This window comes from Microbacterium sp. I2 (assembly GCF_051364985.1).
In the GTDB taxonomy this organism is placed as follows: Bacteria; Actinomycetota; Actinomycetes; order Actinomycetales; family Microbacteriaceae; genus Microbacterium.
This window is the reverse complement of record NZ_JBLWIH010000009.1, coordinates 213,656-234,890: the sequence shown is the minus strand read 5'-3', so window position 1 is coordinate 234,890 and position 21,235 is coordinate 213,656. Positions and strand designations below refer to the sequence as shown.

General features: G+C 65.6%; 18 protein-coding genes and 2 pseudogenes. 8 read left to right on the top strand and 12 right to left on the bottom strand.

What is annotated here, in order from left to right:
- Positions 1-1,023: a zinc-dependent alcohol dehydrogenase gene (locus ACLKM7_RS08150; protein WP_436446647.1), complete on the top strand. Its 1,023-nt coding sequence runs from the start codon at positions 1-3 to the stop codon at positions 1,021-1,023.
- Positions 1,020-1,781 (top strand): SDR family oxidoreductase, encoded by a 762-nt coding sequence (locus ACLKM7_RS08145; RefSeq protein WP_436446646.1) that lies wholly within the window; start codon positions 1,020-1,022, stop codon positions 1,779-1,781. The genes ACLKM7_RS08150 and ACLKM7_RS08145 overlap by 4 nt, the downstream gene beginning before the upstream one ends.
- 114 nt (positions 1,782-1,895) lie before the next feature.
- Here ACLKM7_RS08145 and ACLKM7_RS08140 read toward each other — a convergent pair whose 3' ends face one another.
- Positions 1,896-2,984 (bottom strand): Gfo/Idh/MocA family protein, encoded by a 1,089-nt coding sequence (locus tag ACLKM7_RS08140; RefSeq protein WP_436446645.1) that lies wholly within the window; start codon positions 2,982-2,984, stop codon positions 1,896-1,898.
- Positions 2,981-3,678: pseudogene (locus ACLKM7_RS08135) on the bottom strand (ThuA domain-containing protein). Before ACLKM7_RS08135 ends, ACLKM7_RS08140 begins: the two are co-directional and overlap by 4 nt.
- A gap of 298 nt (positions 3,679-3,976) precedes the next feature.
- Here ACLKM7_RS08135 and ACLKM7_RS08130 point away from each other — a divergent pair.
- Positions 3,977-5,299, top strand: a complete 1,323-nt coding sequence (locus tag ACLKM7_RS08130; protein WP_436446644.1) for an enolase C-terminal domain-like protein — start codon at positions 3,977-3,979, stop codon at positions 5,297-5,299.
- Here ACLKM7_RS08130 and ACLKM7_RS08125 read toward each other — a convergent pair.
- Entirely contained in the window at positions 5,296-6,063 is a 768-nt protein-coding gene (locus tag ACLKM7_RS08125; RefSeq protein ID WP_436446643.1) for a FadR/GntR family transcriptional regulator, read from the bottom strand. The genes ACLKM7_RS08130 and ACLKM7_RS08125 overlap by 4 nt on opposite strands.
- Before the next feature lie 406 nt (positions 6,064-6,469).
- On the opposite strand from ACLKM7_RS08125, the gene ACLKM7_RS08120 reads away from it, so the two are divergent.
- Together ACLKM7_RS08120 and ACLKM7_RS08115 are read left to right on the top strand one after the other, a co-directional pair.
- Positions 6,470-7,519 (top strand): aldo/keto reductase, encoded by a 1,050-nt coding sequence (locus ACLKM7_RS08120; protein WP_436446642.1) that lies wholly within the window; start codon positions 6,470-6,472, stop codon positions 7,517-7,519.
- Positions 7,520-7,620: 101 nt separating this feature from the next.
- Positions 7,621-9,948, top strand: coding sequence for a glycoside hydrolase family 2 TIM barrel-domain containing protein (locus ACLKM7_RS08115; RefSeq protein ID WP_436446641.1), 2,328 nt, complete (start codon positions 7,621-7,623; stop codon positions 9,946-9,948).
- A 32-nt stretch (positions 9,949-9,980) separates the two neighbouring features.
- Here the strand turns inward: ACLKM7_RS08115 and ACLKM7_RS08110 are convergent, their stop codons facing one another.
- The 7 genes and pseudogenes from ACLKM7_RS08110 to ACLKM7_RS08080 all read right to left on the bottom strand — a co-directional run bounded on the left by ACLKM7_RS08110 (position 9,981) and on the right by ACLKM7_RS08080 (position 17,707).
- Positions 9,981-12,101 carry a glycoside hydrolase family 36 protein gene (locus tag ACLKM7_RS08110; protein ID WP_436446640.1) on the bottom strand — a complete coding sequence of 707 codons (2,121 nt, stop codon included), beginning with the start codon at positions 12,099-12,101 and terminating at the stop codon, positions 9,981-9,983.
- A gap of 6 nt (positions 12,102-12,107) precedes the next feature.
- Positions 12,108-12,953, bottom strand: a complete 846-nt coding sequence (locus tag ACLKM7_RS08105; protein WP_436446639.1) for a carbohydrate ABC transporter permease — start codon at positions 12,951-12,953, stop codon at positions 12,108-12,110.
- Positions 12,954-13,063: 110 nt separating this feature from the next.
- A complete protein-coding gene (locus ACLKM7_RS08100; RefSeq protein WP_436446638.1) occupies positions 13,064-14,047 on the bottom strand; it encodes an ABC transporter permease in 984 nt (327 codons plus the stop codon).
- Between the two features lie 241 nt (positions 14,048-14,288).
- Positions 14,289-16,589, bottom strand: coding sequence for a glycosyl hydrolase family 95 catalytic domain-containing protein (locus tag ACLKM7_RS08095; RefSeq protein WP_436446637.1), 2,301 nt, complete (start codon positions 16,587-16,589; stop codon positions 14,289-14,291).
- Positions 16,590-16,791: 202 nt separating this feature from the next.
- Positions 16,792-17,049 carry a hypothetical protein gene (locus tag ACLKM7_RS08090; RefSeq protein ID WP_436446892.1) on the bottom strand — a complete coding sequence of 86 codons (258 nt, stop codon included), beginning with the start codon at positions 17,047-17,049 and terminating at the stop codon, positions 16,792-16,794.
- Positions 16,965-17,327 (bottom strand): annotated as a pseudogene (locus ACLKM7_RS08085) (hypothetical protein); the annotation flags it as partial. The pseudogene ACLKM7_RS08085 and the gene ACLKM7_RS08090, both read right to left, overlap by 85 nt.
- Before the next feature lie 68 nt (positions 17,328-17,395).
- Complete coding sequence (locus ACLKM7_RS08080) at positions 17,396-17,707, bottom strand: hypothetical protein (protein WP_436446636.1); 312 nt, start codon at positions 17,705-17,707, stop codon at positions 17,396-17,398.
- Between the two features lie 125 nt (positions 17,708-17,832).
- Between ACLKM7_RS08080 and ACLKM7_RS08075 the strand changes: the two genes are divergently transcribed.
- Entirely contained in the window at positions 17,833-18,564 is a 732-nt protein-coding gene (locus tag ACLKM7_RS08075; protein ID WP_436446635.1) for a ThuA domain-containing protein, read from the top strand.
- A gap of 12 nt (positions 18,565-18,576) precedes the next feature.
- On the opposite strand, the gene ACLKM7_RS08070 is transcribed toward ACLKM7_RS08075, so the two are convergent.
- Positions 18,577-19,026, bottom strand: coding sequence for a FadR/GntR family transcriptional regulator (locus ACLKM7_RS08070; protein WP_436446634.1), 450 nt, complete (start codon positions 19,024-19,026; stop codon positions 18,577-18,579).
- An 840-nt stretch (positions 19,027-19,866) separates the two neighbouring features.
- Positions 19,867-20,082: a recombinase family protein gene (locus ACLKM7_RS08065; RefSeq protein WP_436446633.1), complete on the bottom strand. Its 216-nt coding sequence runs from the start codon at positions 20,080-20,082 to the stop codon at positions 19,867-19,869.
- Positions 20,083-20,270: 188 nt separating this feature from the next.
- On the opposite strand from ACLKM7_RS08065, the gene ACLKM7_RS08060 reads away from it, so the two are divergent.
- Together ACLKM7_RS08060 and ACLKM7_RS08055 are read left to right on the top strand one after the other, a co-directional pair.
- A complete protein-coding gene (locus ACLKM7_RS08060) occupies positions 20,271-20,756 on the top strand; it encodes a RelA/SpoT domain-containing protein (RefSeq protein WP_436446632.1) in 486 nt (161 codons plus the stop codon).
- A 44-nt stretch (positions 20,757-20,800) separates the two neighbouring features.
- The gene (locus ACLKM7_RS08055) at positions 20,801-21,112 is read left to right on the top strand and encodes a hypothetical protein (protein WP_436446631.1); all 312 of its coding nucleotides are present in this window, start codon (positions 20,801-20,803) and stop codon (positions 21,110-21,112) included.
- Positions 21,113-21,235 lie beyond the last annotated feature (123 nt).

The following is a 21,235-nucleotide window of genomic DNA, read 5'->3' as shown; positions in this document are numbered from 1 at the left end:
TTGCGCGCACTCCATTATGTTTCGGCCCGCACCGTCGCACCCGTCGAGCTGGAGCAAACCGCTCCCGTCGGCGGCGAGGTGCAGATTCGGGTCGCTTATACAGGCCTCTGCGGAACTGATCTGCACATCTTCCACGGCGACATGGACGCTCGCGTCACCCATCCGCTCGTCTTCGGGCACGAGATGAGCGGAGTCGTCGAGGCGCTCGGCGATGGCGTCGACGACTGGGTCTCGGGAGACCGCGTCACCGTGATGCCGCTCGCGTGGGACGGAACCTGCCCCGCATGCCGCGCCGGCAACGAACACATCTGCCAGAATCTCGACTTCATCGGCATCGACTCGCCCGGTTCCCTCCAGGAATTGTGGAACGTTCCCGCCTCGGCCGTCGTCCGTCTCCCTGACGAGCTCTCGCTGCGCGACGCGGCCCTGGTGGAGCCCGTCGCTGTCGCCGTCCACGACGTACGTCGCTCGGAACTGGCGGTCGGCGACAAAGCGGTCGTCATCGGGGGTGGCCCCATCGGCGTGCTCATCGCCAGCGTTGCCCGGCACTTCGGCGCAGAGGTCGTCGTGATCGAGCCCGACGCAGGCCGACGCGGATCCATCGCGGACCTGGGGTTTGCTACCATCGACCCCCGCGCCGTCGACCAGGTCGAATGGGTGGAACGGTGGACATCGGGCGCGGGCGCCGACGTCGTCTTCGAGGTTTCTGGCGCTGCCGCCGCGGTGAAAGGGATGACCGCACTGGCGAAGGTCCGCGGGACGATCGTGGTCGTCGCGATCCACTCTCAGCCGCGCGAGATCGATCTGCAGCGCGTGTTCTGGCGAGAACTGCGACTGCTCGGGGCCCGCGTCTACCAGCGTCAGGACTTCGAGACCGCCGTGGACCTGCTCGCGGGGGGCAGTATCCCGACCGATGCCGTCATCACGGGGATCGTGGATCTCGAGAACACCGGCGAGGCATTCGAGCAGCTCGAGGGCGGGCAGGCTCTGAAGCTCCTGGTTGCGGTGGGGGGCGAGCGATGACCGCGGCGCTGTTCGACCTCTCAGGACGTACCGCCGTGGTCACCGGCGCCAGCCGCGGCATCGGCCTGGCCATGGCCGATGCGCTGGCTTCGTCCGGAGCAGACATCGTGGCGGTGAGCAGCCGCGAGGCCGCGCCCGAGAGCGCTGTATCGCGCGCTGTGCGAGCACACGGTCGCGGATTTGCGTCGCTGGCGTGCGACTTCGCCGACCGAGCAGCCGTCGAAGAACTCGCCGCCGCGCTGCGCGAGCGCCACGTGGATATCCTCGTGAACAATGCCGGCACGATCGAGCGGCAGCCCGCTGCCGAGCACGATATAGCCCTGTGGGACCGCGTCCTTGAGGTGGACCTCAGCAGCCCGTTCCTCCTCGCTCAAGCCGTAGCCAGCGGGATGATGGCTCGGGGCAGAGGCAAGGTGATCTTCACGGCCTCGCTGCTGAGCTTCCAGGGCGGAATCAACGTGCCCGGTTACACGGCCGCGAAGTCCGGCATCGCCGGACTCACGAAGGCTCTCTCGAACGAGTGGGCGCCGCACGGCGTCAACGTCAACGCCATCGCTCCCGGCTACATCGCCACCGACAACACCGCTCCGCTTCGCGGTGACGCCGAACGGTCGAGAAGCATCCTCGAGAGGATCCCGGCGGGGCGCTGGGGCGAAGCATCCGATATCGGCGGCGCAACGGTCTTCCTGGCATCCCGCGCTTCCGACTACGTCAATGGCGTCACGCTTCCCGTAGACGGCGGATGGCTCGGACGATGAGCGGATCAAGTCCGAAGCCGCCCCCGGACACACCTTCCAGACCGACGCGAGCTGGGCCTGATGCAAGCGTCGGGATCGGACCCCGTCTCTCGATGAAAGTCGGGGTCCGATCCCTCAGAGCGATGTGAGCGGGACGGCGCGGGGCCGATCCGCCGCGGGGCCGAGGTCCAGGCGTCGACCGCGCGCGGACGATTCGATCATGGTCTCCATGATCTCCAGGGCGTGCAATGCGATTCCCGCGTCGGCGCGCGGAACCTCGCCTGCCGGAGTGCGGTTGAAGTCGAGCAGACCGTACCCGCGCGAGCTGTTCTCGTAGCCGGCCGAGACGGGCAGTGGCTTCCAGTCTTCGCCCCGGAGCTTGACGGAGGTGGTTCCCGAGAACTCGTTCGGGTCGGGCACGAGCAGTGATCCTTCCAGGCCGTGCACCTCGATCGGAACCGCGCGCGTCCCCACGGTGTCAAAACTCATCGTCAGGGTCGTCACCGCACCCCCGACGTGTTCGAGCAGGCCCGTGATGTGCGTGTCCGTGAGGACGGGCACTCGCTCGCCGGCGCGCGGGCCCGTCGCGATCATGCGTTCCTGGCGCGGACGCGACGCCGATGCGGACACGCGCGCGACCGGTCCGAGCAGCGTGATGAGGGCGTGGAGGTAGTAGGGACCCATGTCGTAGAGAGGACCCCCGCCCGGCGCGTAGTAGAAATCGGGGTTGGGGTGCCAGGCCTCGTGTCCCGGGATCGCCATCGTCGCTGTTGCCGCGATCGGGCGCCCGATGAGCCCCTCGTCGACCGCCCGGCGCGCGGTCTGTATGCCGGTACCGAGCACGGTGTCCGGCGCGCAGCCGACCCAGAGGCCTCGCCGATCGGCGAGATCGAGCATCGTCCGCGCCTCCGCGACCGTGACCGTGAGCGGCTTCTCTCCGTAGACGTGCTTGCCCGCGTCCAGCGAACGAATTGCGACCTCCGCGTGCGCCGCGGGAATGGTGAGGTTCAGGACGATATCGACATCAGGATCCGCCATGAGTTCGTCGACGGTTCCACCCGGCACTCCCTGCGCTCCTCCCGCAGCGGCCGCGCGCTCGACATCCACGTCGGCCACGCGCACCAACCGCACCTCGTCGCGGATCTGCTGGAAGGTGTCGAAGTACATGCGCGAGATGAAGCCGGCACCGACCAGCCCCACCCGGAGAGGTGCGTCAGAGTTCATCGGCTTGCCCATAGAAGTCCTCTTTCTACGATCGTGCGAACGGGCGGTTCGTTCAAAATGTCGAGCTTGTGTCCCGCCGTGCAGACGAAGATGCGCCCGGCCCCCCAGAGCCGAGTCCACACCACCGGAACCGTGAACGCTCGATCCACGCGTCGAACGGGCGGTGCACGATTTGCGTGGTCGCCAGCACGTCGTTGTACGCGTCCGAGAGCACCCAGTACTGCTCGGTGTGCAGGTCGAAGTCCTCGATGCCCGCGACGATGGGATGCTCCCGGCGGGCGTCGACGATATTCACGGTGAAGTCCAGGTAGTGATCGGACTGCTGGCCGGTGCGCTCCTCCTGCGGCACGGCCGCGTGGTGCGCGAACTGCCCGCCGATGAGCTGGAGGTAGTCCGCGCTGTTGCGATAAGAGTCTGCGATGCCGCCGTGCCAACCGGCGAGTCCCGCGCCCCCGATCACGGCCCGCGTGAGCCCGGCGAGTTCCTTATCGGCGATCGTGTTCATGGTGTTGACCTGCACGATGAGGTCGACCGAAGACATGAACTCCTCGTCGGCATATGCCGCGGTGCCTTCTTCGATGCGGATCTCGAAACCCTGGGCCGAGAGGAAGGGCATTACCGACTCGGTGGTCTCGACCGGTTCGTGCCCGTCCCAGCCGCCGCGCACCACCAGAGCCACTTTGACTTCTGTCATCGTACGGGCTCCCGATCGTCGCTGTCTTCGGCGCTCCGCTGGCCCCGCCCGAACCACCCTAGCGCCATTCATCAAACGTATTCGAGTGTCGGTGGGCCTATTCCGGCCCGAATCGCCCAGATCCGACGGCCAGGCAAGGAATTCGTCGAACGTACTGGCCGCATACGGGCTAGGATACAAACATCCGATCTTTGTCGTGAACGTTGGATCCATTGCAGATCGATGTGGATCGGGAGAGCGGATTTCGGAGCACCAGCCGAACGAAGAAGTTCTCCGGCTATCTATGAAGGAATGATTGATGACCACCATCACCGGTGTCCGCGTACACGACGTGCGCTTCCCCACCTCGCTCGACGCCTCCGGCTCCGACGCGATGAACAAGGATGGCGACTACTCCGCCGCCTACGTCGTCCTGGAGACGGACGGCGTCCTCTCGGGACACGGATTCACGTTCACGATCGGTCGCGGGAACGATCTTTGTGTCGAAGCCGCGCGCCAGCGAGCCCAACCCCTCATCGGGCGAGATGTCGACGCTATCCTGGACGACCTGGGCGGCGTCTACCGCGAACTGGCATCCGATTCCCAGCTGCGCTGGCTCGGGCCCGAAAAGGGCGTGGTGCACCTAGCGATGGCCGCCGTGATGAACGCCGTGTGGGACATGGCCGCCCGCCGCGCCGGGGTACCCCTCTGGCGGCTCCTCGTCGAGATGAGCCCCGAAGAGCTTGTCGATGCCGCCGACCTGCGCTATCTGTCGGATGCGCTCACCCGCGACGAGGCCCTCCAGATCCTGAGCGCGGGCCAACCCCATCGGCAGCAGCGTATCGGTGATCTGCAGATGCGCGGCGGGTACCCGTGCTACACGACGAGCGCGGGATGGCTCGGATACTCGGACGACAAGCTGCGTGCTCTGCTGCACGAGGCCGTCGCAGACGGCTACCGACACTTCAAGCTCAAGGTCGGCCAGGATCTCGACGAGGATCGGCGCCGACTTCGGATCGCTCGCGAGGTCATCGGGTGGGACGCAGAGCTGATGATCGACGCCAACCAGGTGTGGGATGTGCCGCAGGCGATCGATTGGATCAACGCACTGGCCGAGTTCCGCCCTCTGTGGATCGAAGAACCGACGAGTCCGGACGATGTGCTCGGGCATGCGGCCATCCGTCGTGGTGTGGCACCGATCGGGGTTGCCTCCGGCGAACACGGTATGAACAGGGTGCTCTTCAAGCAGATGTTCCAAGCCGAGGCCCTCGACTTCTGCCAGCTGGATTCGGCGCGTCTTGCCAGCGTGAACGAGATCCTCTCCGTCTATCTGATGGCGCACAAGTTCGGCGTACCGGTGTGTCCGCACGCCGGGGGCGTTGGCCTGTGCGAGCTCGTCCAGCACCTCTCGATCTTCGACTACGTCGCGGTTTCCGGCTCGCTCGACCGGCGCCTCACCGAGTACGTCGACCACCTTCACGAACACTTCGTCGACCCGGTGCAGGTTCTCAACGGGCACTACGTGCTGCCCTCACAGCCCGGGTACAGCGCCGAGTTGCATCCAACAACGATCGAGCAGTACCAGTACCCGCACGGCACCTATTGGCTCGATCGCAGCACCGAGAACGTCTTGGTGGTCTAGATCGGCAATTCGGGTTCGAACGCCCGGGGAAGGCTGTCCTCGACGGGATGCTCCGCGGCGAACAGCTCGACGCCGAGCAGGTGCGCCGCCATCCGGATGCGGGCACGTTCAGCATCGCGGGTGCGGAGCGCTGCGAGAATTGCCCGGTGGTCGGCGTGGGCCTCCCCGACGGAGTCTCGTTCTGTGATGGCTCGCCAGAGTCGGCCGCGCAGGGTACGCGTCATCAGGCTGTCGATGAGAGCCGCGAGCGCGGCGTTGCCGCTGGCCAGAGCGATCCGGCGGTGAAAGGCCGCGTCGGCGTCGATGAATGACTCGGGACCCAGTTCACCCGTCGCCAATCCGGCGTCGATCTCGGCCAGAATGCTTTCCAACTCGTCCAATTCAGCATCACTGAGTCGCACCGCCGCGAGACCGGCAGATTCGGTCTCGAGCACGCGGCGCACCGCGAGGATGTCGACCGACCTCGTCGCCTCCTGCAGACCGGCCCAGAATTCCAGGGGTCTCAGCAGAGATCCCGGGTCGAGTTGCGTGACGTACGTGCCGTCGCCCTGGCGCGTTTCGAGAACGCCCAGCGTCGCGAGGGACCGGACAGCCTCTCGGAGCGACCCCCGGGACACACCGAGCTGCGCAGCCAGATCCTTCTCGATGGGCAGTCGATCGCCCGCCTTGAGCTCACCGGTGGCGATCATCCGTTTGACGTGGTCGATCACGTGGTCAGATCGCGATCCCGGACCTGTCGGGAAATCGTCATTGTCTGCGGCCACGCAGTCAGTGTACGGGCGTAGCGGGCGAAAGACCCAGAGATCAGATAAATAAAGAGCCGAACTGGGTCACGGCGGCGGGCGGCGGCATATCGTCCGGCGATATTGCTGACTCCAGCTGCGCAGCCTCAGGCGCACGTCGTATAATCATCAGACCTATGCTGCGATCTGGCTGCGTTCGGTTTGTCGACGATGACGGGCCAATCGAGGAGAAGCCATTATGAACGAGCGCGCATCACACGCCCGTCGATTCAGCGAGATCGTGTCGGCGGAAGTGCGGGCGGTCTCGCGCGGCCGCTCGCGCTCTCCCCCGTCGTCCTCCTCCGTTCCGGACGCATGACGCGCCCTGCCGTCCACGATTGCGCGGGCGCCTCGTCCTTCGCCGACACCAGATGGAGCATCTCTCCGCATGACAACGCCACACCTCGCCCGGACCCCCTATCGCACGCTCGGCAGGAGCGGCACCGTCGTCTTCGAGCAGGCGCTGGGAACGATGACATTCGGCAGTGAGGCCGACGAGCCCACGTCGCACGCGATCATCGATTTCTACGTCGCCGCGGGCGGCAACCTGATCGACACGGCAGACATCTACAGCGCGGGTCGCAGCGAAGAGATCATCGGTCGCTGGCTCGCCGCTCACCCTTCCGAGGCTGCGGGGATCGTGCTGGCAACCAAGGGCCGGTTTCCCACGGGACCCGGCCCCAACGAGGTGGGCACCTCGCGACGACACCTCCGAACCGCCCTGGAGTCGTCTCTGCGCCGTCTCGGCGTCGAACACATCGACCTGTACCAGATGCACGCCTGGGATGCGATCACGCCGGTCGACGAGACCCTGAGTTTCCTCGACGACGCCATCTCTGCGGGGAAGATCGGATACTACGGTTTCTCCAATTTCACCGGGTGGCAACTCACCAAGGCGACCATGCTCGCCGAACGGCGCGGCTGGAGCGCTCCCGTGACATTGCAGCCCCAGTACAGCCTGTTGGTCCGAGGGATCGAGCACGAGATCGTTCCGGCCGCTCTGGACGCCGGCATCGGCCTTCTTCCGTGGTCGCCCCTCGGTGGCGGATGGTTGAGCGGCAAGTACCTTCGCGATGTGCGGCCTGAGGGCGCGACACGCCTGGGAGAGAATCCCGAGCGAGGCATGGAGGCATGGAAGCAGCGGAACGAGGACCCCCGCACCTGGCAGATCGTCGACGCCGTGGCGGAGATCGCCGAGGCGCACGGTGCCTCGTCCTCGCAGGTGGCGCTGGCGTGGCTCGTGGCGCAGCCCGGGGTCACCTCCGTCATCCTGGGGGCGCGATCCGTGGAGCAAATGCGCGACAATCTCGGCGCGGTCGAACTCGAACTCACCGCCGAGGAGTCGGAGAAGCTCACCGCGGTCAGCGCGCCGGCAATCGATGACTACCCTTACGGCACGCCCGGCAGGGCGCAACGCCACCGAGGGCTCAGCCGGTGATCCGCCAGGGCTTGTTTGACGGATGGCGATTCCGGACTCGGTTCGCCGGTTCCGACGGCGAGGACCCGACCGAAGAGGTCACCGTTCCGCACGACGCGGTCGTGTCGACAGTACGCCGAGACGACCCCGAGCTCCGGGCGACCGGCTACTTCGCCGGCGGCGCCTGGGAGTACACCAGGGTCTTCGACGCACCGGAGGAGTGGCGCGAGCGCACTGTTCTGCTGGAGTTCGAGGCCGTGTATCGCTCGGCCTCGATCTACGTCAACGGAGACCTGGTGGGGCACCGCCCCGCCGGGTACACCACTTTCTCGGTCTGTCTCGACGGCTACCTCCGCTACGGTGCCGAAAACACGATCCGCGTCGAAGCGCGGGCGCACCGGGACTCGAGGTGGTACTCGGGCGGGGGCCTCATCCGGCCGGTGTGGTTGGTCGTCGCTGACACGGTTCATATAGCTCTCGACGGCGTCACCGTGACGACTCCGGACATCGACGACGAGTACGCGATGATCGAGATCGATACGACGCTGGAGAACGGCGACCGTCTTCCCTCGACGTGCCGGCTGCGAACTCGCATCCTCGATCCCGAGGGCCTCGAAGTCGCCACCGACGAGATCCCGGTCACGATATTGCCCGGCGAAGACGCCATCGCTCATCAGCGGCTGCTGATCTCGCGCCCCCAGCGGTGGTCGCTCGAGTCACCCGCGCTGTACCGGGTCGAGTCGACCCTGCTGGCCGGCGAGCAGATCCGCGACACCGCTTCCACGACATTCGGCATCCGGCATCTGACACTCGACGCCGTGCGAGGCCTGCGGATCAACGGCGCGACGGTGAAGCTGCGGGGCGCGTGCGTGCACCACGACAACGGCATCATCGGGGCCATGACGATAGATCGGGCGGAGCACCGTCGTGTGGAGATCCTGAAGGCCGCCGGATTCAACGCCATCCGCAGCGCCCACCAGCCGATGAGTCGCGCGATGCTCGAGGCCTGCGACCGACTGGGTGTCCTGGTCATGGACGAGCTGACGGACATGTGGACGCGGACCAAGCACGACTTCGACTACGCCCTCGCGTTTCCCGACTGGTGGCGCGCCGACCTCGCCGCGATGGTGCAGAAGGATCGCAACCATCCGAGCGTTTTCGCCTACTCGATCGGCAACGAGATCCCGGAGATCGGAACGGGAGCCGGCGCGGCGTGGGTGCGGCGACTCGCCACCGAGACGCGAGCACTCGACCCGACACGCTTCGTCACGAGCGGCGTCAACGGCGCGCTCCTGGTCATGGCAGACGAGATCGACGGAGACAACGAGGACCTCGCCGAGTGGGCGCGAGCGGAGGTGACCGAGATCAACGGCATGATGGCCTCGCTGGCCGACCGGATGAACGCGCTCGGCGTCTCTGCGGCGGTGACCGCTCTCACCGCCGAGCCGCTCGCCGCTCTCGATATCGCTGGGCTCAACTATCTGGACTCGCGTTACGCGCCCGATCACGACGCCTTCCCCCACCGCGTGATCGTGGGGACCGAGACGTTCCCGACGCGCATCGACGAGCTGTGGTCGTCCGTTCTGGTAAACGACCACGTGATCGGCGACTTCACGTGGACCGGCATGGACCATCTCGGAGAGCCAGGGATCGGGCGGCCGCATTACGCGGGTCAGGACAACGCCGGTGGCTCTCTGGCGAATTACCCGTGGATCGCGTCCTGGGCGGGCGACATCGACATCACCGGCAGGCGGCGCCCCGCTTCCTACTACCGCGAGATCGTGTTCGGGCTGCGCTCCACTCCCTACATCGCGGTCCGTAACCCGGCGACCCACGGACGGGAAAGAAGGCCCGCGCCGTGGTCATGGACAGACAGCTTCGCAAGCTGGACGTGGCCCGGATGGGAAGGGGCCCCGGTAGAGATCGAGGTGTACAGCGATGCCGACGAGGTCGAGCTGTTCGTGAACGGCGTATCGGCGGGGACGCTGCCGTGCGGCGCGGCGCACCGATACCGAGCCGTGTTCACGACCGTGTACGAGCCCGGCACCGTCGAGGCCGTCGCTCGCCGTGGCGATCAACCGGGCGAGATCTGCGCGCTTCAGACGTCACGGCCATCCCGACACATCGTCATCCGACCGGACCGCACACGCGTCTCCGCGAATGGCAGTGACCTCCTCTATCTCGATATCGAGGTCGTCGATGACCACGGTACGTTGGCCGGCGACGACGAGGAACTCCTGGAGATAGAGGTGCGTGGTGTCGGTCGCCTGCTGGGCTTCGGGTCGGCAGCGCCCGTCACCTCAGAGTCCTACACCGACGAGCGACACCACGCGTTCCGCGGCCACGCGCTGGCCGTGGTGCAGCCCACCGGCCCCGGCCGAATCGACGTGACCGCGCGCCGCGAGCGTCTCGGTTCGGCGACCACGTCCATCGACGTCGCCGCGAACTGAGTCCACCGGCGGGCCAGTCACCGACCGGCCAGTCACCGACCGGCCGGCGCCACCCATCGCACGAGCAGAGTGCGCGCTGCCGGCTCGTCAGGCAGCTCGAGCACGATGTCGCCGGAGCTCGCGTCCCAGTGAACGTTCGTCGGCAGACTCGTCGGAAAGACGACATCCACGGCGCACGTTCGATCGGGGACGCGCTCGAGGGGCACGCGCACCGTGGTGGAACCGGATCGACGCCAGACGGTGAGGAGTTCTCCGTCGGCATCGCGCAGCCCCAGTGCGACGACGGGGTCGTGCCATCCCGGCAGTCCGAGGGGCCAAAACGGCAGTGCCTTCGGGATGCGTGGACGCGCCGTCCGGTATGCCAGGATGCCCTCCTGAACCAGACGCATCTGAGGGTTGGAAAGCCGATCGATCCGGCCGGCAAGGTGGACTCGACCCAGGAGAGCGCTCGCGACCGTAAAGGCGATCCGTTCATCCGTCCATGACGGGTCCGGATAAGCCCACACGGCGCCCTGCTCGGGGGTCACGGTGGTCGGGGCGGCCGCCGCGATCGCCGCTGTGAACAGCGGATCCTGATTGTCGCTCGTCGATTGCACCGGATGGACGGACAGCGTGGCGGCATCCATCCGCTGGCCTCCACTCGCGCAGCTCTCGATGACGAGGCCCGGGTGGCGGTCCATGAGGTCACGTACCCACGCCAGCAACGCACGCTGATGGCCCAACTGACCGTCGCCCGGGCTGTCGGCGTTGACGTCGGTGCCCTGGGTGACGTCCATGTTGTAGTCGAACTTGAGGTACCCGAGGCCCAGGTCGGCGATCAGTCGCTCGACCGCTCCGTCGATGTGGGCGAGCGCAGCAGGATGCCGCAGATCGAGCTGCAGCCGCCCCGACTCGATGACGAGCTCACCGTTTCGTTGGAAGAACGCATCCGCGGGCAGCTGCCGAGCAACGGGGCTTTCGACCGATACCACCTCGGGCTCCAGCCACAGGCCGGGCACCATGCCCGCTTCGCGAATGAGGCGAGTGATCGCGTCGAGGCCGTCCGGGAACCGTCGAGACGATGGTTCCCAAGAACCCAGATCGTGCCACCACTGCCCTCCGTCGGTGTACCAGCCCGAATCGATGCAGTAGACCTCGGCGCCCGCCCGCGCCGCTGCGTCGATGAACGGGGGAAGATTCTCGAGAGTGGGATCGCCCCCGAGCGCGTTCATGTAGTCGTTGACGATCACCGGGAGGTTCTCGTTGTCGGGGTGCGGTCGACGCGTCCGACGTCGCGCCGCGGTCAACGCGCCGAAAATGTCGTCGTCGCTTCCTCCCACGACCAACGTCGCCGGCACAGAAGTAAATCGCTGCCCCGGCTGCAACCGCCGCATCCACGCGGCGGATTGATCGGTCGGGCCACCGGCAACCAGGTAGAGAGCGTCGCCCTGGTCGCCGATCTCCCATCGCCACGCCCCGTTGTGTTCGATCTGCCACAGCAGGAAGCGACCAGCTGAGGTCCGGGGACGCAGAATCCCCATGGGCAGATGCCCCCCCGTGGACCAGCTGCCCCTCTGACCGAGGCTGAAGGACGCGCGAGAACTCGGGATGCCCCAGTCCCGCAACCCCGTGTCATCCAGTCCGAGCTCCGCGGGTGTTCTCCGTTGCCAGACCATCTCGCGGAACCACGTGTTGTGGGCAAAACTGACGTCGTGATCGTGCCACCATGACGCACCAGGCTCCGACATCCCGCCGAGGGCCACGGATGAGACCGCGCGAAGATCGACGACCTCGTGACCGGCGATGATCTCCGTCTCGCAACGGAGGACCGGAAGGTCCGGCCAGGCGGACCACTGCACTCTCACCTGGATTCCCGAGATGCCATCACGCGCCGTCACCTCGAGATGAGCCATGTCGCCATCGGCCCAGGTGCGGTGGCCTGTCGTTCGCAGCCGAAGTCCGACGGCGCTTCCCGCCAGGCGCTCCGAGGATGACGTGCCCGAGCCTTCTCCGCCGATATGGACCTCGGCGATCGGGATGGCCGAGTTCTCTCCCGACATGAGGTCGTCGCCGACGCGGGCAAGGCGTCGGATGGACGGCGCGCGGTCTGTCGAAAGATCGAGGTCCAACTCGAGGGCACCCGGGCGCCAGCTGAGGCGGTGCGGATCCGTCACGATGTCTTAGCCCTTCACCGCGCCCACGAGGATCCCCTTGTTGAAGAATCGGGCGACGAACGGGTAGACCAGCATCACAGGGACCGTCGAGATCACGATGAGCGAGTACTTCATCAGGTTGGCCAGTTGCTGGCGCTCCATGGCTGCCGCCGCGTCTAGACCGGGCGCCGTCTGGTTCAGGATGAGGACGTTGCGGAGCACGAGCTGCAACGGATACAGATCTTCATCCCGAAGGTAGAGCAGCGCGTCGAAGTAGGAGTTCCACTGGTAGATCGCGTACATCAGCGCGATGACGGCGAGGAGCGGCTTCGACAGAGGGAGGACGACCGTCCACAGGAATCTCAGATCGCTCGCTCCGTCCAACTGCGCCGCCTCGTAGAGTTCATCGGGGATCGACGTGCGGAAGAACGCGACGGCGATGATGACCTGCCACACCCCGATGGCCTGCGGCAGGATGAGCGCCCAGCGGGTATCGAGCATGCCCAAGTTCTGCACGACCAGGTAGGTCGGGATGATCCCCCCAGCGAACAGCATGGTGAATATGACGAACAGGGTGATACCGCGACGCCCCCACAGCGCGCTGCGCGAGAGCGGATAGGCGATGGCAACGGTCAGAGTGAGGCTGATCGCCGTTCCCACGACGGTGTAAAACAGCGAGTTGCCGAACCCCGTGAGAATCGAGCTGTCACCCAGTGCGCGCTGATAGCCCTCGAGTGTGAAGTCGACAGGCCAGAACCCCACACGACCGGACGAAACCGCCAGGGGGTCGCTGAAGGAGCTGGCGACGATCCAGATCAAGGGAAGCAGGACGCACAGCAGCAACGTGGTCAGCAGGATGTACACGCCGGCCATGAAGACGCGGTCGGTCGAAGATTCTTTGATGCGCCGAGACCGCTTGGGCTCGTTCGTTCGAGGCTCGCGAGGCACCGAGGCCTCGACTCTGGGCTCTTGTGCGGTCGAGTTCACCACAGTCCGTTTCCTGTCAGTCGTTTGACCAGCGCGTTGACCCCCAGCAGCAGGCCCAGATTGATCACACCGTTGAAGAGACCGATGGCTGCGGCCTGGCTGAAGTCGGCCCCCAGCAAACCGACCTTGTATGTGTACGTCGGGATGATCTCGGATTGCGAAATATTCAGGCTGTTCTGCAAGAGATACGCCTTCTCGAACCCGATGGCCATGACGTTGCCGACGCCGAGCACCAGGACGATCATGGCCGTGGGCAGAAGCCCGGGGATGTCGACGTTGAGAATCTTCTGCCATCGGCTGGCGCCGTCGACGCGGGCCGCCTCGTACAGCGTTGGGTCGATTCCCGCGAGGGCCGCCAGGTAGATCACGGCGGAGTAGCCCATCGTCTGCCAGATGTCGCTGACGACATAGATATGGCGGAAGTAGTCGGGGTCGCTCAGGAAGTCGATGGTGCCGAGCCCGAAGAACTGCGTGACGTCGGCCGCTATCCCCATGCGTGGAGAGAGGAACAGGATCGTCATCGACACAACGACGACCGTCGAGATGAAGTACGGCGCATACGCCACCATCTGCACAGTGGACTTGAAGAATTTCAAGCGGACTTCGTTGAGCGCGAGCGCGAGGATGATCGGCACCGGGAAGCTGGCGAGGACGACGTACGCCGACAGGATGAAGGTGTTCTGCAAGACGGGCCAGAACACCGGGTTGTTGAAGAAGCGCTCGAAGTGCTTGAAGCCGGCCCAGTCGCTCGCCCACACGCCGTCTACAACGTTGTAATCTTTGAACGCAATAACCGTGTTGAGCATCGGCACGTATTTGAAGATCACGAAGTACGCGAGCGGAATCAGCAGGAGCAGGTATAGCTGCCAGTGCCGCCGGAAGCTGCGCCTGAGGCCTTTGATGCCCCGCGAGCTCTTCTCCGTCCGGATCTTTCTGGTCACTCCGCCGACGTCCAGGCCGGCTCCGCCAGGTATCACCATGTCAATCCCCGCCGTTCACCCACGAAGGGTCGCACACCCGTCTTCGGGTAGTTGAAGCTCAGACGGTGTGTCATCGGCTGTGGCATCCTTTCTGCAGCACTGCAGGCTCACACAGAACCCTAAACGTCAGATCAATAAGTGTCAACAAGAACGGGTAAGCGAAAGATTCGCGCCGTAGCAGTTGATCCATCCATTATTGATCTAATCTTTCCGTTAGTCCGGTCGGCGAGCATTCCCCCGCTCATGCCTGCGTCGGCCAGGTGAATGTCACCACCCCGGCCCCCAGGTCGACGGTCTGAGTGAGGCCGTCCGGGCCGACGACCGCAACGAGGTCGTCTTTTCGCGCCGCCTCCGAGCCGGGAGCCGTCCGAAGCGTAGCGGATGCTCCGTGGGGACCCCACGCGAGGTGTTCGACGATGATGCCTCCGCGGGCCCGCACACCACGGATCGAACCCGAGGGCCAGGACGACGGCACGGCGGGCAGGAGCGCCAGCGTGCCGGGGCCGGACTGCACGAGCATCTCGATCACGACCGCCGGCAGCCCGCCGCTGGCGTCGACATTGAAGATCGCGTCGCCGTCATGCGTCGAAACGGAGTTCGGGCGCCAGTAGTCGCGAGCGAGGGACTCGACGCAGCGCCGCGCGGCATCGGCGTCTCCCAGACGTGCCGCGGCCAGGCCGAGTCCGACCAGGCCGAAGGCCATCTCGCTGCGGCCCCGGGGCGGAGCCCATGGCTTCTCGTCCCGCCAGGCGAGCCTGCGAGAGATCGTCTGGCGAGCCGCCTCGCGAAGTTCCGGGGATCCGGCGGCCTCGTCCTCCTCGTACCAGAACGGGTACAGCTGAGAGACGTGCCGATGCGCCATCTCCTCCGCGATGGTCTCATCGAGCCACTCCGCGAACGTGCCGTCCTGCGCGACCCGATACGGAGGGAGCGAGTCGGCGAAAGCCCGCCAACCGTCGCGATCAGCGTCTTCGTCGAGCACATCGGCGATTCTGATCGCGAGTCGCGCCGCGTCTCGGAATGCGGCGATGTCCATGGTGGCATCCACGGCGATCGGGTTCGTCCGGTTGCCCGGTGTGTTCTCGGGGGAGTACGAGGGAGCGAAGTGCAGGCTACCGTCATCGGTCCGAAAAGCGACGCCCATCCCGAAGCCCATCACGTTCTGAGCGAGCGGCCACGCGTATTCGCGCAACGTCGCGACATCACCCGTGACGGCAAACTGGTCCCACGCCATCCGGAGCACCCATGCGCCGCCGGCGATCCAGAACTGGTGCGGAAAGTCCGCGGCGAAGTGGTTGCTGTTGCCATGCGAGCTGAATCGCGCGGGCAGCATCCATCCCGGCGCACCGAACACACGCTCAGCGTTCGCCGCGTAGTCATCGACGTGGCGGAAGATCGCCCGCAGATACGAGGTGAAGAGCGCGGGGGTTCCCGACGCGACCAGCGACGCTACCCCGCCGTGCTGCACGTTACCGTTCTGCGTCCAGTCACCCGACCAGGCCGGACGTCGCGTCCCCTGCCAGATCCCCACGAGGGTCGGCGGCAGTACACCCGTCGACGAAATGATCGTGTGCCGGCCAGCGGCGAACGCCAACTCCACCGCGGAAAGCACAGCCTGCGCATCGCCCGCTCGCGCGCGCTCGAGCACCTCGTCGTATGAGATGTCGTCGTCGATGCCGCTGTGAAGATCAAGCGAGGACGCGCCGAACAGCGAGGCGTGCGTCGTGCCGTTCGGCGCTGTCGCCTGAGCGAGTCCGCCATTCAGCTCGATCCGAATCGGCAGATGAACCATCTGCCCGGCGCGCAGGCTCAGGCGCACACCCCCTGCGACGACCTCGAAGCTCACGTCATCGGGCAGATCGATGAGGATCCTCACGTGTCGAGGCGCCCAGGGGCTCGGGGGGTTCTCCTGCACAAACGGCGGAAGAGCGGCCTCATCGACCCGAACGTCGAGCGCCATGGTCCTGCCGGAGATCTCGGGGCGAGCGGGGTGGAGGAACGCCGCGTAGTCCGTGGCGAACGGAGCATCGATACCTGAGGCATCGTCGCCGAGGCCCAAACCGAGCACTCCCGTCCGTTCTGCATCAGAGACGAGCTGCACCGCCATCCCGTTGCTCGCCCTGTCGGGCACGAGGGCGATGCGTGTGCTCGAGCCACGCGCATCCGACCAGCCGACCTCGACACGGCCGGTCTCGAAGTCACCGGTACGCCGATAGTCGATCGCCGGCCCCGCCCCATCGGGCGTCCAGCTGAGCTCGGCGATGGAGGTGAATGGATCCGTCCAGATGAAGGTGCCGCCGTAGCCGTCTTCGCGCGCGAGCCTGTCTGCAATCGCCGCGGCGGTGGCGGTGTCGCCCGCCAGCGCGGCGGCTCGCACGTCGGCCAGACCCGGCGCGATGCGCGGCGCGCGTTTCGCGGCGTTGACCGGGAGAAAGAACTCCTCGTGGCAGACGTGAATCGCGTGACGCTCGGGCGTACCCGACAAGACCGCGCCGATAGACCCCGTACCCGCGACGAGGCCATGCTCCCAGTCGTCGGCCATGGACGAACTCCAGAAAGAAGTGCGACTCGACATGCAAAAGCCCCTCGTCGTTGAGCGGTTCGCTGATCCGTCCCGCGTCGCGATGCTAGCAAAATCATCTTATGAATTGCGTGACTAGGGTCGCTCGGCTCGGACAATGCTCCCTATTGTCGACACCTCGCTCCGAATCATCTGATATTTCGTCGGCGGGCGGCACCTCGGACTAGACGGGGGCGGACGCACGGGACGGGTTGATGACAGTCAGCCGTTCGAGGATCTCCTCATCGAATCCGCGCTCCCGCAGGAGAGGGAGGAAGCGTTCGTGCATCCTCGTATACGGACCGCACGCGAGGCCTCCGTCGGGATCGCCCGGGTCGTACCATCCGTAGTCCTGGCTCAGCAGGATGCGGTCCGTGAGATCGGCTTCGACGAGGTCCGAGATGAGGACAGCGTATTCGTCGTCTGTGGGCCACCGCCCGATCCAGTCCAGCTCGATCCAGCATCCACGCTCAGCCAGCCGTCGGCGCCGGGCCGTGCGGGCTCGGCCTGGGCGTGGATCCAGATGAAGCGGTCGGTGGGAACGCCCTGATGCTCGAGGATACCGAGCTGGGCCTCAACGACGTCGGCGCGCGTGGTGTGACTTCCGATCGCGCAACCCGTCTCGACAGCCGCTCGAGCCGCAGCGCGGAGGATGCGCTCCTCTTCGGCGGTCATCCTGCCGTCGTTCGCACTCGGCTTGATCCACGCCGCCGAGGTGAGGGTTCCGGCGACACTCTCCTACAGCTCGCCGAGCATCCATTCCGTCAATCGCGCCGAGGAAGATCGTCTCACCCAGCCTGGACCCAGGGCTCACGGTAGATTCTCGTCGCCAACGCGAACGGCATCCCGGTCGCCTTCGAGATCGCCTCGATGGCATCCGCTCGGCGCCCGACTCCCACCGGCGTCGCTTCCACGATCGCCGTGACACCGACGGCGAGCGCGGCCCTCACCTCGGGCTCGATGAGGGCACGAATCGCGTCGATCGGATGCAACAGCGAGGACTCGTGCTCACCCAACGGTCGAAGGTCGGCCACCACCACGTGTTCGTGAGCGAGCATCGACCCGACCTGGTTCGACTCGAGCGGGCCTTGGGTTGTCATCAGCCGCATGGGGTGCATCGCACTCGGGATGCAGTCATCTGATCACTTCGCCCTGTTCTTTCTACCGGACTCGTCAGCGATGATCGCCTTGATCAGCGGCGAAGATGATGAAGTAGCGTGGATATATGACCACGCGAGCTCTGAACCTGATTGTCTGGAACGAGAACATCCACGAGACTCGGGACGAGAAAGTCATACGAATTTACCCGGATGGCATCCATCGCGTGATCGCGGACGCTCTACAGCAGCTGCTGTCGGACTCCGAGGTGCGCACCGCGACGCTCGCCGATCCGGAGCACGGCCTCACCGAGGCGGCCCTCGCCGACACCGATGTTCTGCTCTGGTGGGGACATGAGGCGCACGACGCGGTCGACGACGCGGTGGTGCAAAGAGTGAAGACGCACGTGCTCGGGGGTATGGGGCTCATCGTGCTTCACTCGGGGCACTGGTCGAAGATCTTCACCAGCCTGCTCGGCACGACCGCCACGTTGCGGTGGAGGAGCTCCGGCGACCGAGAGCTCGTCTGGACGGCGACCCCCTCGCATCCGATCGCAGACGGCGTACCCAACCCAATCGTGATCGCGGAGCAGGAGATGTATGGAGAACCCTTCGACATCCCCACCCCGGACGAAACGATCTTCATGAGCTCATTCAGCGGCGGTGAAGTCTTCCGCTCGGGCGTCACTTTCACGCGCGGACGCGGGCGAATCTTCTATTTCAGCCCCGGCGACCAGGAATACCCCGTCTACCACCACCCCGACATCCAGCGTGTGATCGCCAACGGAGTCGAGTGGGCGGCTCCACGTTCACGGACACGCGACATTCCTCGCTTGGAGGGTCCCGTAAGCCCCATCTGACGCTAGCCGGAGTTACCTGTCGCGCTGGGTCGCCAGTCGGCGACGGTGCCAGGGGTCGATGGTGTGCGCCTTCATCGCAGCTTCCGCGGCTTCGGCGTCCCCGGCGGCGATCGCCTCGTACACCCGTCGATGCTCAGAAGGCGTCAGCTCGTGAGCCTCGGACGACTGATTCGCGGAGAATTTCGCCATCTGCCATGCCCGCTGGAAGAGCATCCTGGTGACACTGCTCGCGAGCTGGTTTCCCGACAGCGCCATCACGAGAAAGTGGAAGTCGGCATCCGCGTCGGGGAAATGATCGAGATCCTGCAGCGACGTCTCCATGCGAGCGAGAGCGGTGCGCAGCTCTCGCAGCTGATCGTCAGCTCGCCGACCAGCGGCCTCGGCGGACATGCCCCCTCCAAACGCGCCCCGGATGACCGCAAGCTCATCCAGAACTCCGAGGGAGCCGTCGTTCTCGAGCATGGCTGCCAGCACAACGGGATCGACTACGAAGGCGCAGGAACCACGTCCGATTGACACCAATCACACCCGTTCTAGCGTGCGTTCTCTCTCATTCCTTCTCACGAGCCGCTCCGAAAAGGAGAAAACCCCTGACAAACAGGGGTTTTCACGGCGGTGACGGTGGGATTTGAACCCATCGGCCCGACTGCTGCACCGATGTCAAACCCTGGATGCACGCCGATTCGATCAGATCGAGCGCCTCCCTCAATCAGCGGCGCGGGGCTCGTTCTAGTTCGTCTGTTGCCACCCTGTTGCCACAGACATTCTCCCTGCTCTCTCGCGCCGCACACCCACTGCTCGAGCGAGACAAGGTCCTCGCGAACCACCGCAGCCGCCGCGATGCCAGCACGATCGCGCTGCGCAAGCTCCGCCAGAAGGCTCACCAAGTAGACGACAGCATGACCGATCCACTCGACTACGACACCGGCTCCGCGGAGCTCTACGAGTTCGACCCGGCGACCGGGATGGGTCCTCAGAGCCCCTGGGCGCGGAAGTCGTGAACTGGCGTGAGCTCACCCCGTCAGAAGCCCGCGCGGTGTGGGCGGCGCTGCGAGACTGGGTGGAGTAGCTCACCGCTCGTTTCAACGTCCCGGTGACGCTGATCCGGACTGCTGGTGGAGGCACGGCGGGCTTGTCGAGGAGCTGTCCGCGCTGCACACCTCATGGGTGGCCGCGTACGACACCGTCGACGCCGGCTACGGCCCGATCGGCTGGCTCGAGCGCTTCCAGACCGCCATAGAGCGCTGGCGCACCGGCACCCACTACAGAGGCTCCTGCAGCGTCTCGATCAGGATGCGCTCACTACCGGCGAGGCGATCGAGCCGGGCGCACTTTGAGCGTGTCCCCCGGTCGTAGGTAGTCGAGGCAGGCGAGCCACTGCGGGCGGTCGGCGACACGGCTGGATTCGCCGTGGTCGACGAACGCTCGTTCGCAGCCGGCGGTGCGCAGCTCCGCCTCCTTCGCGTCGGGGTTCTGCTCCCGCTTGGAGACTCGGGTGTAGCCGACTTCGTGTGCCATGCCGAAAACGGTACTGCCGACGTTCCGGCGCGATTCGGTTTCGGCAGGGGGTTTCGGCGGATCAATTCCGGCGTGTCGTGCGCCTGGTCGTTGACGTCGACTCTGCCGCCGAAAACGATCGTTTCCGGCAGCATCGTTGATCGTCACTCGCCGGGTGGGGCTCGAACGTCACCGTTAGCATGAGCGGCGTGACAACGTGGACGAAACCAGCGCATTCCAAGAGCGAGATCCGTCGCGCCGGCGCAACGCTGCGCGACGCACGCGTCAAGCCTGCGGAACGACAGCACGCCATCGCTGTAGCCAATAACTGGCGTTCCTCGCACGCTTTCCCGCTGAACACGATGCAGATGAGCCTCCGAAGGAAAGCCGCAGAGGTCGACCCTTACGCGCTCGTCGCGCAACGTGTGAAGCGCCTCCCATCGATCGTCCACAAGCTCGAACGTTTCGAAGACATGAGCCTCGATCGAATGCAGGACCTTGGCGGTTGCAGAGCCGTCCTCGGCGGCATCCCTGCCGTCAAAGCGGTCCAACAGAAGTTCCGCGACGCCCGCCATAAGCACAGCCTCGTTGGCGAGAAGGATTACATCAGTGAACCGGCACCGTCTGGGTACCGGGGCGTTCACATGATCTACCAGTACCGGCCGAAGCAGTCCCCGGCACCAGTGACGACTTAGGCCAGCTGCGGCAACGGTTGCGAGACCACGACGAATCACTCAACGTGCTCGACAGGCTCAATGCGTACTCGCAAACCCTCGAAGTCACCGAGACCGCGCTCCAGAACGCGCGATTTGTCCTGCTGAGCTTGAATGTCCGCGACAAGGAAGTTGTGGCATCCGGCTTCCGCACACCGGAGCAAGCCATCACGGCGTACGCCGGACTAGAGGCAGAGTCGGATGAGGGAACGGACGTGGTGCTGGTGTCGGTGAACAGCATTGCCGGGCTGCGGAATGCCTATCCGAACTACTTCCTCGACGCGGAGCGCTTCATCGCGATGCTTCGCGGCGCGCTCTTGGATTCACCCTTGCATTGATCTTCTCGCCCCCGAAGATCGCGCTTCAATGCCGCGAGATCCTTCACTCGCAGCGCCCCGCCGGTTGGATCCCGGCGGGGCGCTGCGAATGTCCCAGCGAGAAGCTCCTCGTTGGGGGTCGAG

Excerpts from the sequence above, each read along its gene's own strand:
- ACLKM7_RS08145 (WP_436446646.1), top strand. The coding sequence starts at position 1,020 with ATGACCGCGGCGCTGTTCGACCTCTCAGGACGTACCGCCGTGGTCACC.
- ACLKM7_RS08100 (WP_436446638.1), bottom strand. The coding sequence starts at position 14,047 with ATGGTGATACCTGGCGGAGCCGGCCTGGACGTCGGCGGAGTGACCAGA.
- ACLKM7_RS08120 (WP_436446642.1), top strand. The coding sequence starts at position 6,470 with ATGACAACGCCACACCTCGCCCGGACCCCCTATCGCACGCTCGGCAGG.
- ACLKM7_RS08080 (WP_436446636.1), bottom strand. The coding sequence starts at position 17,707 with ATGACAACCCAAGGCCCGCTCGAGTCGAACCAGGTCGGGTCGATGCTC.
- ACLKM7_RS08130 (WP_436446644.1), top strand. The coding sequence starts at position 3,977 with ATGACCACCATCACCGGTGTCCGCGTACACGACGTGCGCTTCCCCACC.
- ACLKM7_RS08065 (WP_436446633.1), bottom strand. The coding sequence starts at position 20,082 with ATGGCACACGAAGTCGGCTACACCCGAGTCTCCAAGCGGGAGCAGAAC.
- ACLKM7_RS08095 (WP_436446637.1), bottom strand. The coding sequence starts at position 16,589 with ATGGCCGACGACTGGGAGCATGGCCTCGTCGCGGGTACGGGGTCTATC.
- ACLKM7_RS08075 (WP_436446635.1), top strand. The coding sequence starts at position 17,833 with ATGACCACGCGAGCTCTGAACCTGATTGTCTGGAACGAGAACATCCAC.
- ACLKM7_RS08105 (WP_436446639.1), bottom strand. The coding sequence starts at position 12,953 with ATGGCCGGCGTGTACATCCTGCTGACCACGTTGCTGCTGTGCGTCCTG.
- ACLKM7_RS08140 (WP_436446645.1), bottom strand. The coding sequence starts at position 2,984 with ATGAACTCTGACGCACCTCTCCGGGTGGGGCTGGTCGGTGCCGGCTTC.
- ACLKM7_RS08070 (WP_436446634.1), bottom strand. The coding sequence starts at position 19,026 with ATGCTCGAGAACGACGGCTCCCTCGGAGTTCTGGATGAGCTTGCGGTC.